At 70.9% G+C, this 13,979-nt stretch carries 13 protein-coding genes; 3 read left to right on the top strand and 10 right to left on the bottom strand.

Annotated elements, in window-relative coordinates; all coding sequences use genetic code 11:
* Positions 1-4: 4 nt before the first annotated feature.
* Positions 5-1,270, bottom strand: a complete 1,266-nt coding sequence (locus tag HNQ01_RS07630) for a M48 family metallopeptidase (RefSeq protein WP_173804765.1) — start codon at positions 1,268-1,270, stop codon at positions 5-7.
* Positions 1,271-1,328: 58 nt separating this feature from the next.
* Between HNQ01_RS07630 and orn the strand changes: the two genes are divergently transcribed.
* Entirely contained in the window at positions 1,329-1,898 is a 570-nt protein-coding gene (gene orn, locus HNQ01_RS07635) for an oligoribonuclease (RefSeq protein WP_173804766.1), read from the top strand.
* A 19-nt stretch (positions 1,899-1,917) separates the two neighbouring features.
* Here orn and HNQ01_RS07640 read toward each other — a convergent pair whose 3' ends face one another.
* The 9 genes from HNQ01_RS07640 to HNQ01_RS07680 all read right to left on the bottom strand — a co-directional run bounded on the left by HNQ01_RS07640 (position 1,918) and on the right by HNQ01_RS07680 (position 12,744).
* On the bottom strand, positions 1,918-2,391 hold the full coding sequence (locus HNQ01_RS07640) for a MarR family winged helix-turn-helix transcriptional regulator (RefSeq protein WP_173804767.1): 474 nt from the start codon (positions 2,389-2,391) through the stop codon (positions 1,918-1,920).
* A 47-nt stretch (positions 2,392-2,438) separates the two neighbouring features.
* Complete coding sequence (locus HNQ01_RS07645) at positions 2,439-4,250, bottom strand: acyl-CoA dehydrogenase (protein WP_173804768.1); 1,812 nt, start codon at positions 4,248-4,250, stop codon at positions 2,439-2,441.
* Between the two features lie 19 nt (positions 4,251-4,269).
* Entirely contained in the window at positions 4,270-4,989 is a 720-nt protein-coding gene (locus HNQ01_RS07650) for an ABC transporter ATP-binding protein (RefSeq protein ID WP_173804769.1), read from the bottom strand.
* A 28-nt stretch (positions 4,990-5,017) separates the two neighbouring features.
* Positions 5,018-6,814 (bottom strand): branched-chain amino acid ABC transporter ATP-binding protein/permease, encoded by a 1,797-nt coding sequence (locus HNQ01_RS07655; protein ID WP_173804770.1) that lies wholly within the window; start codon positions 6,812-6,814, stop codon positions 5,018-5,020.
* Positions 6,801-7,838, bottom strand: coding sequence for a branched-chain amino acid ABC transporter permease (locus tag HNQ01_RS07660; protein WP_173804771.1), 1,038 nt, complete (start codon positions 7,836-7,838; stop codon positions 6,801-6,803). The genes HNQ01_RS07655 and HNQ01_RS07660 overlap by 14 nt, the downstream gene beginning before the upstream one ends.
* A gap of 51 nt (positions 7,839-7,889) precedes the next feature.
* Positions 7,890-9,053 (bottom strand): ABC transporter substrate-binding protein, encoded by a 1,164-nt coding sequence (locus HNQ01_RS07665; protein WP_173804772.1) that lies wholly within the window; start codon positions 9,051-9,053, stop codon positions 7,890-7,892.
* A 151-nt stretch (positions 9,054-9,204) separates the two neighbouring features.
* Positions 9,205-9,975: an SDR family NAD(P)-dependent oxidoreductase gene (locus HNQ01_RS07670; protein WP_173804773.1), complete on the bottom strand. Its 771-nt coding sequence runs from the start codon at positions 9,973-9,975 to the stop codon at positions 9,205-9,207.
* A 46-nt stretch (positions 9,976-10,021) separates the two neighbouring features.
* Positions 10,022-11,914, bottom strand: a complete 1,893-nt coding sequence (locus HNQ01_RS07675) for a feruloyl-CoA synthase (RefSeq protein ID WP_173804774.1) — start codon at positions 11,912-11,914, stop codon at positions 10,022-10,024.
* A gap of 5 nt (positions 11,915-11,919) precedes the next feature.
* Entirely contained in the window at positions 11,920-12,744 is an 825-nt protein-coding gene (locus HNQ01_RS07680) for a crotonase/enoyl-CoA hydratase family protein (protein WP_173804775.1), read from the bottom strand.
* Between the two features lie 71 nt (positions 12,745-12,815).
* Between HNQ01_RS07680 and HNQ01_RS07685 the strand changes: the two genes are divergently transcribed.
* The gene (locus HNQ01_RS07685) at positions 12,816-12,977 is read left to right on the top strand and encodes a hypothetical protein (RefSeq protein ID WP_173804776.1); all 162 of its coding nucleotides are present in this window, start codon (positions 12,816-12,818) and stop codon (positions 12,975-12,977) included.
* Positions 12,964-13,854: an amidohydrolase family protein gene (locus HNQ01_RS07690; protein WP_173804777.1), complete on the top strand. Its 891-nt coding sequence runs from the start codon at positions 12,964-12,966 to the stop codon at positions 13,852-13,854. The genes HNQ01_RS07685 and HNQ01_RS07690 overlap by 14 nt, the downstream gene beginning before the upstream one ends.
* Positions 13,855-13,979 lie beyond the last annotated feature (125 nt).

Consider the following 13,979-nt stretch of genomic DNA (forward strand, 5'->3'; position numbering starts at 1 on the left):
GGAGTCAGCGCCCGGCCAGCGCGGCAAGGCGCTCCGACGCGGGCGGGTGGGAATAGTGGAAGCGCACGTACGCCGGGTCCGGCGTCAGCGTCGAGGCATTGTCCTGGAAGAGCTTGAGCAGCGCCGCGCGCAGGTCGGCGCCCGAGGCCTGGCGGCAGGCGTAGGCGTCGGCCTCGAACTCGTGGCGGCGCGAGACCGCCGCGGTCAGCGGCGCCAGCAGGAAGCCGAACACCGGGCCGGCCAGCATCAGCAGCAGCAGCGCCAGCGCGTGGTTGGGCGCCATCAGGCTGGGCTGCACGCCCAGGCCGACGTAGAAGGCCGGCTGCGCCATCAGCCAGCCCAGCAGCGCCAGGCTCGCCAGCCACACGCCCATCAGCGTCAGGATGCGCTTCGGGACATGGCGGTGGTGGAAGTGGCCGAGCTCGTGCGCCAGCACCGCCTCGACCTCGCCGGGCGTCAGCCGCGACAGCAGCGTGTCGAAGAACACCACCCGCTTGGAGGCGCCGAAGCCGGTGAAGTAGGCGTTCGCGTGCGCCGAGCGGCGCGAGCCGTCCATCACGAACAGCCCCTGCGCGCGGAAGCCGCAGCGCTGCATCAGCGCCTCGACGCGGCCCTTCAGCGCCTCGTCGGCCAGCGGCTGGAACTTGTTGAACATCGGTGCGATGACGGTCGGATAGACCACCTGCATCAGCAGCGTGAAGCCGGCCAGCGCCGCGAAGGCCCACAGCCACCACAGCGGCCCGGCGGCGGCCATCAGCCACAGCACCAGCGCCAGCAGCGGCACGCCGACCACCGCGCCGACGAGCGCGCCCACCAGCGCGTCCTTCAGCCACAGCCCCGGCGTCATGCGGTTGAAGCCGAAGCGCTGCTCCAGCCGGAAGGTGCGCCACAGGTCGAAGGGCAGGTCGATCAGGCTGCCGATCACGCTGACGGCCATCACCAGCGCGATCTGGTAGGCCAGGTCGCCCCAGCGCGGCTGCACCGCGTCGCGCACGAGGACGTTGAGCGCGTCGAGCCCGCCCAGCAGCGTCCAGCCCAGCAGCACCGCGCTGCCCCAGGCGGTGGTCAGCAGCTCCAGGCGCTGGCGCGCGATCGTGTAGTCGGCGGCCTTGCGGTGCGCCTCCAGGCTGACGGTGCCGGCGAAGTCGGCCGGCACCGCGTCGCGGTGGCGCGCCACATGGCGGATCTGGCGGCCGATCAGCCACAGCCGCAGCACCAGCCGCAGCACCACGGCGGCGGCGAAGACGGACATCACGACAAGCGAGTTCATGCGCGGCATTCTCGCCGATGGCGCGTGGGAAAATCCCGGCCTTCCGATGGAGTCCCCGATGTCCGATCTGACTGTTCCCGAACTTGCCCGCCACGACCAGAACCTGATCTGGGTCGACATGGAGATGACCGGCCTCGACCCGATGACCGACCGCATCATCGAGATCGCCGTCGTCGTCACCGACGCGCAGCTCAATGTGCGCGTCGAGGGCCCGGTGATCGCGGTGCACCAGTCCGACGAGGTGCTGAACCGGATGGACGCCTGGAACAAGGGCACGCACGGCAAGAGCGGCCTGATCGACCGGGTCAAGGCCTCGACGATCGACGAGGACGCCGCGCAGCTGCAGGTGATCGAGTTCCTGCGCAGGTACGTCAGCGCCAAGGCCTCGCCGATGTGCGGCAACAGCATCTGCCAGGACCGCCGCTTCATGGCCAACTACATGAAGCGTCTGGAGGCCTTCTTCCACTACCGCAACGTCGACGTCTCGACGCTGAAGGAGCTGGCGCGGCGCTGGCAGCCGGGCCTGGTCGAGGGCTTCAAGAAGCACCAGAAGCACACCGCGCTGGCCGACATCCACGAGTCGATCGACGAGCTGCAGTACTACCGCCAGCACATCCTGAAGATCTGAGGGCGGCGGCGCCCGGCGTTCAGTCCGCGGCGCTCACCTGGTGCCGCGCCACCTTGTCGAGCAGCTCGATCAGCATCGCGCGCTCGGCGCGGCTGAGCGCGCCGTCGAGGTCGGCCTCCATCGAGGGCGTGCGCGAGAGCGCCTGGTCGGTCAGCGCGCGGCCGGCCGAGCTCAGCAGCACATGCTGCGAGCGCCGGTCGGTCTCGCTGCGGATGCGCTCGATCAGGCCGCGCTCCTGCATGCGGTCGAGCAGGATCGTCAGGTTCGGCGCCGACAGCGCCAGCGCCTGCGCGAGCTGCTTCGGGGTGAGGCGGATGCTGGCATCGAGCAGCATCAGCAGCGAGTACTCGACCGGGCGCAGCTCGAGCGGCTGGCCGACATGGCGCAGGAACATCGCCTGCGTCGTGACCCGCGCGCGGGCGACGTGGTAGCCGACGACATCGTCGAGCACGCCCTGGCGGACCGGATTCTTCTTGGCGTGGGGGGTGTCCATGCCGCCATCTTGCCCGCACTCGGGCGGGGGGCCCGCGGGCGAGCGGCTCAGAGCCCCGGCCACGCCAGCTCCGGCACGCCGGATTCGATGCGCGTCCAGCGCCAGCGCGAGGCCGGCAGCAGCCAGTCGCGGCCGTGCGCGCACAGCGCCTGCAGGCGCTGGCGCCGCGCCGCGTCCTGGTCGCCCAGGCTGGCCCGCAGCAGCCGCGCCCAGGCCCAGGCCAGCAGCGTGTGGCCGAGCGCGTGCAGGTAGTCGTCGGCGACCAGGAAGGGCAGGTCCGGGCGCGCCGCGCGCTCGCGCTGCAGCGTCGCGGTGGCGCGCTCCAGGGTCGCGGCCTCGTCGCGCAGCAGCGCGGCCCAGCGCGCCAGGCCGGCCGGATCGCCGTCCGCGGCGGTCTCGGCCTGCGTGTCGAGCGTGGCGGCCTCGTCGCGCAGCACCTCCAGCAGCAGCGCCAGCCGCCCCGGCCGGTCGAGCACCTTGCGCATCAGCAGGTCGATGGCCTGGATCTCGTTGGTGCCTTCGTAGATCAGCGCGACGCGGCTGTCGCGCACATGCTGCTCGATGCCCCAGTCGTGCACATAGCCGTGGCCGCCGAGCACGCCCAGCGCCTCGTTGGCGCCGTGGTGGCCCAGGTGGGTCAGGAAGGCCTTGACCACCGGCGTGAGCAGGGCGACCAGATCGTGGCGCTGCGCGCGCAGCGCGGCGTCCGGATGGTGCTCGGCCTCGTCGAGCAGCAGCGCGGTCCAGTAGGCGATCACCCGCGCGCCCTCGGTGCGGGCCTGCAGGTCGAGCAGGATGCGGCGCATCGCCGGATGCCAGGCGATCGGGTCGGGGCCGCGGGCGGCTGCAGCGTCGCTGCCGGCCGGGCGGCTCGGCGCGCGCAGCTGCAGCCGCTCCTGCGCGTAGGCCGAGGCGATGCGGGTGGCCGCCTCCAGGTGCCCCAGGCCCTGCATGCCGACATGCAGCCGCGCCGAGTTCATCATCAGGAACATCGCCGCCAGGCCGGCGTTGGGCTCGCCCAGGATCCAGCCCTCGGCCTGCTCGAAGCGCATCTGCGCGGTGGCGCTGCCCTTGATGCCCATCTTCTTCTCGATGCCGTCGCACCAGGCGCCGTTGCGCCGGCCGTCGGGCAGGATCTTCGGGACCAGCACCAGCGTCAGGCCCTTGGTGCCGTCCGGTGCGCCGGGCAGGCGCGCCAGCACCAGGTGGACGATGTTGTCCGTCATGTCCTGGTCGCCGCCGGAGATGAAGATCTTCTGGCCGGTGACGGTGACGGCCGCGCCGTTGACCACCGGCGCGGCCGCGTCCACCGGCTTGCAGCGGGTGCGGCTCAGGCCGAGGTCGCTGCCGGCCTGCGGCTCGGTCAGGTTCATCGTCGCCAGCCATTCGCCGCTGACGACCTTGGGCAGATAGCGCTCGCGCAGCGCCGGCACCGCGTGGTGGCCGATGGCCTCGCAGGCGCCGTGCAGCAGGCCGGGGTACATCGTCCAGGCGTGGTTGGCGCCCACCAGCATCTCGAAGAGCGCGGCGTTGAGCAGCTGCGGCAGGCCCTGGCCGCCGTCCTCGGGCGCGCAGGGCAGGGCGGGCCAGCCGCCCTCGACGAAGGCCCGCCAGGCGGCGGGAAATCCGTCGGGCGTCTTCACCGCGCCGCCGGACTGCCAGGTGCAGCCCTGCAGGTCGGCCGGGCCGTTCAGCGGCGCGATCACGTCCTGCGCGAAGCGGCCGGCCTGCTCCAGTACCTCGCGCGCCAGATCGGCGTCGACCTCGGCGAAGTCAGGCATCGCGCGCCAGGAGGCCGGTGCGTCGAGCACCTGCTCGATGACGAAGCGCATGCGCTCCAGCGGGGGGGTGTAGCTCATGTCCGGGCTCCGGGGCGCATCACTTCTTGGCGCCCAGATAGGTCTCGATGACGCGCGGGTCGACCGCCAGTTCCTTGGCGGGGCCCTCCAGCGCGATCGCGCCGGTCTCCAGCACATAGCCGTAGTCGGCGACTTCCAGCGCGGCGCGCGCGTTCTGCTCGATCAGCAGGATGGAGACGCCCGTCTCGCGCAGCCGCTCGACGATGCGGAAGATCTCGCGCACGATCAGCGGCGCCAGGCCCAGGCTGGGCTCGTCGAGCATCAGCACCTTGGGCTGGCTCATCAGCGCGCGGCCGACCGCCAGCATCTGGCGCTCGCCGCCCGACATCGTGCCGGCCTGCTGGTCGCGGCGCTCCTTCAGGCGCGGGAAGAGGTCGTAGACGCGCTCGAGCTGCTCCAGCCACTGGCCGTTGCCGCGGCGCTTCTGGCGCCAGCCGCCCAGCACCAGGTTGTCCTCGACGGTCATCGTCGAGAACAGCTCGCGCTTCTCGGGCACCAGCGCCAGGCCGGCCATCACCCGCTCCTCGAGCGGCATGTCGATGATGTCGCGGCCGTCGAAGGTGATCGCGCCGCGCGCGGGCAGCACGCCCATCAGCGCGTTGAGCGTCGTCGACTTGCCGGCGCCGTTGGGGCCGATCACCGTCACCACGCTGCCCTGGGGCAGCCTCAGGTCCAGGCCCGAGAGCACCTCGGCCTTGCCGTAGCCGGCGCGCAGGCCGCGCACTTGCAGCAGATCCATCGTCCTTGTCTCCCGTGAAGGCTGAGTCTCAGTGCTCGGTGCCGAGGTAGGCCGCGCGCACCTCGGGGCTGTCCTGCACCTCGGCCGGCGTGCCCTCGATCAGCTTGGTGCCGAACTCCATCACCACGATGCGGTCGGTCAGGTTCATCACGAAGTCCATGTCGTGCTCGACCAGCAGCAGGCTCATGCCCTCGCTTTTCAGCTGGCGCAGCACCGCGGCCAGCGCCTGCTTCTCCTTGTGGCGCAGGCCGGCGGCGGGCTCGTCGAGCAGCAGCAGCGCCGGGTCGGTGCACAGCGCGCGCGCGATCTCCATCAGCCGCGCCGGGCCCAGCGCCAGGTTGCCGGCGAGCTCGTGCATCTGCTCCTTCATGCCGATGCGCTCGAGCTGGCGCTCGGCCTCGCGGAAGAGGCGGCGCTCCTCGTCGCGGTCCAGCCGCAGCATCGCCTGCGCCATGCCGGCCGAGCTGCGCAGGTAGCCGCCCAGCGCGACGTTCTCCAGCACCGTCATGTCGGGCAGCATCTTGACGTGCTGGAAGGTGCGGCTCATGCCGCGCCGCGCGATCTCGCGCGAGGCCAGCGCCGAGACGTCCTCGCCGCGGAAGCTCACCCGCCCGGAGGTCTTCGACAGCACGCCCGAGACCAGGTTGAAGGTGGTCGACTTGCCCGCGCCGTTCGGGCCGATCAGGCCGATGATCTCGCCGGCATGGATCTGGAACGACACGTCGTTGACCGCCACCAGGCCGCCGAACTGCTTGCGCACCCGGTCGACGTCGAGCAGCAGCTCGCCCGGCGCCGGCTTGGCGCGCTCGGGCAGCGGCGCGGCGTCGGCCCAGTCGCGCACCCGGCGCTTCTCCGGCAGGAAGCGCGCGAACAGGCGCTCGATGTGCGGCCACAGGCCCTCGGAGGCGTACTTCAGCACCACCACCAGCACCAGGCCGAAGACGATGACCTCGTAGTTGCCGCTGGTGCCGATCAGCCGCGGCAGCCAGTCCTTCAGCTGGTCCTCGGTCAGCTTGACCAGCGCCGCGCCGGTGAAGGCGCCCCAGACCTGGCCGACGCCGCCCAGCACCGCCATGAACAGGTACTCGATGCCCTTCGACAGCGAGAAGGGCGAGGGGTTCACGGTGCGCTGGAAGTGCGCGAAGAGCCAGCCCGAGACCGAGGCCAGCATCGCCGCCAGCACGAAGACCTGGACCTTGTAGCGGTAGGTCGAGATGCCCATCGCCTCGGCCATGGTCGTGCCGCCCTTGAGCGCGCGGATCGCGCGGCCGCTGCGCGAGTCCAGCAGGCGGATGACCGCCAGCGCCGCCAGCAGCGCGATCGTCCAGATCACGTAGAAGTAGCTGCGCCCGGAGCCGAGGTCGAGGCCGAACAGGCTCAGCGCCGGCACGCCCAGGATGCCGTCGTACTTGCCCAGCGACTCCATGTTCGACATGGTGTAGTAGAGCGACAGCGCCCAGGCGATGGTCGCCAGCGGCAGGTAGTGGCCCGACATGCGCAGCGTGACGGCGGCCAGCACCAGCGCCACGAGCACGGTGATGGCCAGGCCGATGAACAGCGTCAGCCACGGCGACAGCCCGACGTTCACCGCCAGCGTGGCCGCGGTGTAGGCGCCGATGCCGACGAAGGCGGCCTGGCCGAAGGAGGTCAGGCCCGCCACGCCCGTCAGCAGCACCAGGCCGAGCGAGACGATGGCGTTCAGGCCGATGTAGTCGAGCTGGGTGATCCAGAACTCGGGAACCGGCAGGACCGGCAGCAGCGCGAGCAGCGCGGCGAAGGCGATGAACCAGCGTGTACGGGCCGACACCACGTCAATCCTCCTCATGATGCGGGTCGCGCAGCGAACGCCACAGCAGGACCGGCAGGATGGAGGTGAACACGATCACCTCCTTGAACGAACTGGCCCAGAACGAGCCGAACGATTCGAGCAGGCCGACGAGCATCGCGCCCACCAGCGCCATCGGGTAGCTCGACAGCCCGGCGAACACCGCCGCGACGAAGCCCTTCAGGCCGATCAGGAAGCCCGAGTCGTAGAACACCGTGGTGGTCGGGCCGATCAGCAGGCCCGAGAGCGCGCCGATGAAGGCCGCCATCGTGAAGCTCAGCCGCCCGGCCTGCACCGTCGAGATGCCCATCAGCCGCGCGCCCAGGCGGTTGACCGCGGTCGCGCGCAGCGCCTTGCCGTAGAGCGAGCGCTCGAAGAACAGCCACAGCATCACGATCAGCGCTGCCGAGGCCAGGAAGATGATGACCGTCTGCCCCGAGAGCATCAGCGGCCCGGCGGCGAAGCGCTCGTCCCAGAAGCTCGGGTTGCGGAAGCCCTCGGCGCCGAAGAACAGCAGCCCCAGGCCGATCAGCGCGAAATGCACGCCCACCGAGACGATCAGCAGCACCAGCACGGTGGCGTCGGCCAGCGACTCGTAGGCGAGCCGGTAGGTCAGCCCGCCCAGCGGCGTGACGATGGCCAGCGTCAGCAGCGCCTGCGCCACCAGCGGCAGCTGCATCGGCGCGACGACGACGGCCAGCGCCGACACCGCCACCGGCACCGCCAGCGTCAGGGCCGCCTCGCGCAGCAGCAGCGCGGTGGCGCGGCGCTGGCGCAGGCCCTGCACCAGGCCGGTCAGCGCCGCCAGTCCCGCCATGATCAGCAGCAGCCAGACGGTGCCGGGCACCCGGCCGGCCTGCAGCAGCGCCAGCGTGAGCGCCCCGAAGGCGACGAACTCGCCCTGCGGGATGAAGATCACCCGGGTGACGGCGAAGAGCAGCACCGTCGCGGTGGCCAGCAGCGCGTAGACCGCGCCGTTGGTCACCCCGTCGAGTGCGAGGATGCTTGCGATCGAGAGGTCCATGGGTTCGTCTCGTGCGGGCCCGGGCCGGCGGCGGCGCGGGCGGGGCGGTTGTTACTCGACCTTCCAGTCGCCGTTGACCACCTTCAGGATCACGCCGGTCTCGGTGGTGAAGCCCCAGTGGTTGTCCTTCGCGTAGTTCAGGACGCCGTGCGAGACGACGGTGCGGCCCATCGTCTCGGTGGCCTCCTTCAGCGCGGCGCGGAATTCCGGCGTGCCGGGCCTGCCCTTCTTCAGCGCGACCGGGACGATCTTCTCGAGCACCAGCGCGGCGTCGTAGGCGTGGCCGGCGAACTGGTTGCGCGAGTTCGGGCCGTAGACCTTCTCGTACTTCTGCACGAAGTCGAGCGCGACCTTCTTCGACGGATGGCTGTCGGGCAGCTGATCGCCGATCACCGCAGGGCCGGAGACGACGAAGGCGCCCTCGACGTCCTTGCCGCCGACGCGCATCAGGTCGCGGGTGGCCGCGGCGTGGGTCTGGTAGATCCTGCCCTTGTAGCCGCGCTCGACGACGGCCTTGTGCGGCATGGCCGCGCCCGAGCCCGAGGCCACGATCAGCATCGCGTCGGGGTTGGCGGCCGTCAGCTTGAGGGCCTGCGCGGTCACGCTGGTGTCGGAGCGGGCGAAGCGCTCGGTGGCCACCACCTTGATCTCGGGCGCGATCTTCGCGGCCTCGGCCTGGAAGTCCTTCAGCCAGCTCTCGCCGTAGGCGTCGGTGTAGCCGAGAAAGCCGACGGTCTTCACGCCGAGCTTCTTCATGTGCGTCAGCAGCGCATGCGACATCACCGCGTTGGACTGCGGCAGCCGGAAGGCCCAGGCGTCCTTGCCGGCCTGCAGCACCGCCGGCGAGAACATGAAGTGCGGCGTGCTGGCGGCCGCGACGGTGTCGGCCATCGCGATGGCCACCGGCGTGGCGGCCGAGCCCATGACGATGTCGGCCTTGTCCTGGGTGACGAAGCGCTGCGCGTTCTGCACGCCCTTGGTCGGGTCGGTGGCGTCATCGAGCACGATGACGTTGAGCTTCTCGCCGGCGATCGAGGTCGGCCACAGCTTGATGGCATTGCCCATCGGAATGCCCAGGCCGCTGGCCGGCCCGGTCAGCGGCAGCGACACGCCGATGGTGATGTCGGCCATCGCGGCGCCCGACATCGCCCACAGCGCCGCGCTGGCGAGCAGGGTCTTCAGGAGCGGCTTGCTTGCGTTCTTTTGCGTCGTCATGTCTTCCTCCGGGGTCCGGTGAGGTGGGTGGCACTGTGCCGTTGAGCGAAATCAAGGACCATGCGGATATTCCCGACCGTCCGGTCGGTCTATGTGACGCCTCCGCGAAGCGTCGGGTCGCGTCCGGGTCGGCTGCGTCCGAGGCGGGCGATCAGCGCGGCGCCAGCCGCAGCGCGCCGTCGAGGCGGATGACCTCGCCGTTGAGGTGGCCGTTGGCGACGATGTGGGCCGCCAGCATCGCGAACTCGGCCGGGTCGCCCAGCCGCTTCGGGAAGGGAATCGCCGCGGCCAGCGACTGCTGCACCGCCTCGGGCAGCTCGTTCATCAGCGGCGTGGCGAACAGGCCCGGCGCGATCGTGCAAACCCGGATGCCCCACTGCGCCAGGTCGCGCGCCAGCGGCAGCGTCATGCCGACCACGCCGCCCTTGCTGGCCGCGTAGGCCTCCTGGCCGACCTGGCCGTCGAAGGCCGCGACCGAGGCGGTGTTGACGATGACGCCGCGCTCGCCGGCGGCGCCCTCCAGCGGCTCGAGCCGGGCGATGCGCGCGGCCGCCAGCCGGACCATGTTGTAGGTGCCCAGCAGGTTGACGCGCACCACGCGCTCGAAGTCCTCCAGCGGCGCGGGCGAGCCGTCGCGCTGGATCACCCGCTTGGCGGTGCCGATGCCGGCGATGTTCATCAGCATGCGCGCGGGACCCAGCGCGGCCTCGGCGGCATCGAGCGCGGCCGAGACGCTGGCGCTGTCGGTGATGTCGCAGCGCAGCGCCAGGCCGCCGATCTCGGCGGCCACCGCCTCGGCGCCGGCGGCGTTGACGTCGAGCACCGCGACCTTCGCGCCCTGGCGGGCCAGTTCGCGGGCGACCGCGGCGCCGAGGCCGGAGCCGCCGCCGGTGACGAGGGCGGTGTGTCCTGGGATCTGCATGGGAGGGGGTCTTTCGTGGGGCCCCGCCTGCGCGGGGATGACGGAATCAGCGGCGCGGCAGGATCAGGAAGGGATCGCTCTCGCGGCCTTCGTACATCGCCTCGACCAGCGCGTCGCGGTGCTGCAGCACGGCGCGCTGGTTGATCGAGCCCTTGTCGGTGACCTCGCCCTTGTCGATCGAGGGCGGCTCGGCCAGCACATGCAGCCGCGCCGGCCGGTTGGCGCTGCCGGTGCCCTCGCGCCAGAGCCGGTCGGCGAGCTGCTGGAAGAATCCGCGCACCGCGGGCAGGTGCAGCAGCTCCGGCACCGGCAGCGTCGCCGCGGCCGGCTCGCCCAGCTCGGCGGCGAGCCGGCGGCACTCGTCGATGCGGGGGAAGACCAGCAGGCCGATCTCGTCGCGGTTCAGCCCGGTGACGACGACGTCCTGCACGCAGGGCGCGCCGGCCAGCGTGACGCGGGCGCGCAGCGGGCCGACGCTGACGAAGGTGCCGGTCGAGAGCTTGAAGTCCTCGGCGGTGCGGCCGTCGAAGACCAGGCCGCGGTTCGGGTGGGCCGGATCGATGAAGCGCACCGCGTCGCCGGTGCGGTAGAAGCCGTCGGCGTCGAAGGCGTCGCTGGTCTGCTGCGGCGCGCGCCAGTAGGCCGGCATCACGTTGGGGCCGCGGAAGCGGATCTCGGTCTTGGCATGCGGATCGTCGGCCGCGCCGTCGCGCACCAGCTTCACCTCGACGCCGGGCACCGGCAGGCCGATCCAGCCCGAGCGCACGTCGGTGCCGACCGCGAAGGTGCACGACGGGGCCGTCTCGGTCATGCCTAGGCCGGTGATGATGCGGATGCGCTCGCCCACCGTCGCCTCGGCCAGCGTCTCCAGCCGGTCCCAGACCGCCTGCGACAGGCCGGCGCCGGCGAACATGAAGGCGCGCACGCGGGCAAACAGCGTGCGCCGCAGCTGCTCGTCGGTCTCCATCGCCGTGGCGATCTCCTCGAAGCCCTTCGGGACGTTGAAGTAGACCGTCGGCGAGATCTCGCGCAGGTTGCGCAGCGTCTCGGCCATGCCCTTGGGCGTCGGCTTGCCGTCGTCGATGTAGAGCGTGCCGCCGTTGTAGAGCACGATGCCGACGTTGTGGTTGCCGCCGAAGGTGTGGTTCCACGGCAGCCAGTCGACCAGCACCGGCGGCTCCTCGGCGAGGAAGCGCAGGCACTGGCGGATCATCTGCTGGTTGGCGCAGATCATCCGGTTGGTGTTGATGACCGCCTTGGGCAGCTTGGTCGAGCCGGAGGTGAACAGGAACTTGGCGATGGTGTCTGCGCCGACCGCCGCATGCGCGGCCTCGCCCGAGGCCTGCGGCGCGGTCGCCAGCAGGTCGTCGAAGGGCGTGACCTCGCGGCCTTCGAGCGTGCCGGCGCCGAGCACCACCTCGACGTCGGGCGCGAACACCGCCTCGATGGCGCGGCCGTAGGCGGCGCTGGCGGCGAACACCAGGCCCGGCGTGACGGTCGCGGCGATGTGGCGCAGCTTGCCGTGGTCCTGCGACACCAGCGAGTAGGCCGGCGACACCGGCACGTAGGGCACGCCGGCCCACATCGCGCCCAGCGCCAGCGTCAGGTACTCGATGTCGTTGTCCGACAGGATCATCACCGGCCGCTCGGCCGACAGGCCGCGGTCGGTCAGCGCCTGGCCGATGGCGCGCACCCGCGCCAGCATCGTCGCGTAGCTGATGCGGCGCCAGTCGCCGCCGTGGACGCGCCGGGCGACGAAGATGCGCGACGGCGCCTCGGCGGCCCACTGCTCCAGGCAGTCGGTCAGCCGGTCGGGAAACCAGCCCAGCGCCTCGGTCGAGCGCAGCACGGTCGTGCCGTCGGCGCGGGCCTCGATCGTCGCGTCGACGCAGCCGCCGACCTCGGCGTGGCGGTAGCGGGCAGGGGTGTCGACATGCATCGCGTTCACTCCTTCACGACCTTGCCGGCCCGGCCTTCGAGGAAGGCGCGCAGCCGCGCCTGCGCCTCGGGCGTGTTGCTGGCCGAGGCGGCCATCAGCGATTCGGCGAACAGGCCCTCCGACGGGCTCATCTCGACGATGCGCGGCAGCGCGTGCATCACCGCGAACGCCGTCATCGGCGCGTTGCCGGCGATCTTCCGGGCCAGCTCGATGCCCTTGGCCAGGCCGGCGCCGTCGCCGACGCGGTAGTTGACGACGCCGTAGCGCTCGCCCTGGTCGGCGTCGAAGACGCGGCCGGTCAGCATCATGTCGGTCATGCGCGCCGCGCCCATCAGGCGCGGGATGCGCACCGAGCCGCCGCCGCCGACGAAGATGCCGCGCTGGCCTTCGGGCAGGCCGAAGTAGGCCGAGTCCTCGGCGACGCGGATGTGGCAGGACGCCGCCAGCTCCAGCCCGCCGCCGACCACCGCGCCGTGCAGCACCGCGATCACCGGCACGCGGCCGTACTGGATCGCGTCGAAGGCGGCGTGCCAGCCGCGCGAGTGCAGGATCGCGGCGTGGATGTCGCGCTCGACCAGCTCGGAGAGGTCCAGCCCGGCGCAGAAGTGCGCGCCCTCGCCGCTGACCACCACCGCACGCACGTCGGCGGGCAGGTTGACGAAGGCGGTGTGCAGCTGTGCGATCAGGCCGTCGTTGATGGCGTTGCGCTTGACCGGGCGGTTCAGGCGGATGTGCAGCACCGCGCCGTCCTGGCTGACCTGCAGCAGGTCCAGGCCGGCCAGCAGGCCGGTGGCGGGGATGAAGGTGGCGTCGGGGGCAGGCGTGCTCATGTCGTGAGGACTCGTTTCGCTGTCGCTTGATGCTTAGGAAATATAAGTATCTGGCTGCGATGAACACCCCCATGGAAACCCTTGATCTGCAATCTTTAGCCTTGATGAGTCGTGTTCTTGCGGGTAAACCCTCGGTGCGGGATGCTTTTTTGATTACAGAATTTAAGCAAATTTCCCGTGACACCGCCCGCAAGACTGCCCCAGGACTGGACCCCGCCGATGAACACCGATGACCTGATCGCGATCGACATCCACACCCATGCCGAGGTGTCGTGCTGGAATCCGTTCGACAACTACGGCGAGGAGTACGACCGCGCCGCCGACAAGTACTTCGGCTCGAACCGGCGCCCGACCATCGCCGAGACGGTCGCCTACTACCGCGAGCGCAGGATCGGCCTGGTGATGTTCACCGTCGACAGCGAGAGCAAGCTGGGCCGCCGGCGCATTCCCAACGAGGAGATCTGCGAGGCGGCGAAGGCCAACGCGGACATGATGGTGGCCTTCGCCTCGATCGACCCGCACAAGGGGAAGATGGGCGCGCGCGAGGCGCGTCGCCTGATCGAGGAGCATGGCGTGCGCGGCTTCAAGTTCCATCCGACGGTGCAGGACTTCCTGCCCTACGACCGCATGGCCTGGCCGATCTACGAGGTCATCGCCGAGCACAAGCTGCCGGCGATCTTCCACTCGGGCCACTCGGGCATCGGCTCCGGGATGCGCTGCGGCGGCGGCCTGCGTCTGCAGAACTCCAACCCGATGCTGCTGGAGGACGTGGCGATCGACTTCCCCGACATGGAGATCGTCATCGCCCACCCGAGCTGGCCGTGGCAGGACGAGGCGCTGTCGCTGGCGCTGCACAAGCCCAACGTCTGGATCGACCTCTCGGGCTGGAGCCCGAAGTACTTCCCGCAGCAGCTGGTGCAGTACGCCAACACGCTTTTGCGCGACCGCATGCTCTTCGGCTCGGACTATCCCCTCATCACGCCCGAGCGCTGGATGAAGGACTTCGACGAGGCCGGCTTCAAGGACCGCGTCAAGCCGCTGATCCTCAAGGACAACGCGATGCGGCTGCTGCGCATGGGACCGTACCGGGACGGCGCAGCCTCCGCCTGAGCGCATCTGTCACGGAGTTGCGCACTGCCCGGGCCGGGTGTTCCAGCGCGGACGGCTCGGGCCTTTCCGGTACAGGGTTAGCACTGTCACCACGGCGGTGGCGGTCGCGTTGAATCACGGCACGC

This window comes from Sphaerotilus uruguayifluvii (assembly GCF_013294065.1).
Taxonomy (GTDB): domain Bacteria; phylum Pseudomonadota; class Gammaproteobacteria; order Burkholderiales; family Burkholderiaceae_C; genus Sphaerotilus; species Sphaerotilus uruguayifluvii.

Coding starts and splice junctions, on each gene's coding strand:
- HNQ01_RS07630 (WP_173804765.1), bottom strand. CDS start 1,270: ATGAACTCGCTTGTCGTGATGTCCGTCTTCGCCGCCGCCGTGGTGCTG.
- orn (WP_173804766.1), top strand. CDS start 1,329: ATGTCCGATCTGACTGTTCCCGAACTTGCCCGCCACGACCAGAACCTG.
- HNQ01_RS07640 (WP_173804767.1), bottom strand. CDS start 2,391: ATGGACACCCCCCACGCCAAGAAGAATCCGGTCCGCCAGGGCGTGCTC.
- HNQ01_RS07645 (WP_173804768.1), bottom strand. CDS start 4,250: ATGAGCTACACCCCCCCGCTGGAGCGCATGCGCTTCGTCATCGAGCAG.
- HNQ01_RS07650 (WP_173804769.1), bottom strand. CDS start 4,989: ATGGATCTGCTGCAAGTGCGCGGCCTGCGCGCCGGCTACGGCAAGGCC.
- HNQ01_RS07655 (WP_173804770.1), bottom strand. CDS start 6,814: ATGAGGAGGATTGACGTGGTGTCGGCCCGTACACGCTGGTTCATCGCC.
- HNQ01_RS07660 (WP_173804771.1), bottom strand. CDS start 7,838: ATGGACCTCTCGATCGCAAGCATCCTCGCACTCGACGGGGTGACCAAC.
- HNQ01_RS07665 (WP_173804772.1), bottom strand. CDS start 9,053: ATGACGACGCAAAAGAACGCAAGCAAGCCGCTCCTGAAGACCCTGCTC.
- HNQ01_RS07670 (WP_173804773.1), bottom strand. CDS start 9,975: ATGCAGATCCCAGGACACACCGCCCTCGTCACCGGCGGCGGCTCCGGC.
- HNQ01_RS07675 (WP_173804774.1), bottom strand. CDS start 11,914: ATGCATGTCGACACCCCTGCCCGCTACCGCCACGCCGAGGTCGGCGGC.
- HNQ01_RS07680 (WP_173804775.1), bottom strand. CDS start 12,744: ATGAGCACGCCTGCCCCCGACGCCACCTTCATCCCCGCCACCGGCCTG.
- HNQ01_RS07685 (WP_173804776.1), top strand. CDS start 12,816: ATGGAAACCCTTGATCTGCAATCTTTAGCCTTGATGAGTCGTGTTCTT.
- HNQ01_RS07690 (WP_173804777.1), top strand. CDS start 12,964: ATGAACACCGATGACCTGATCGCGATCGACATCCACACCCATGCCGAG.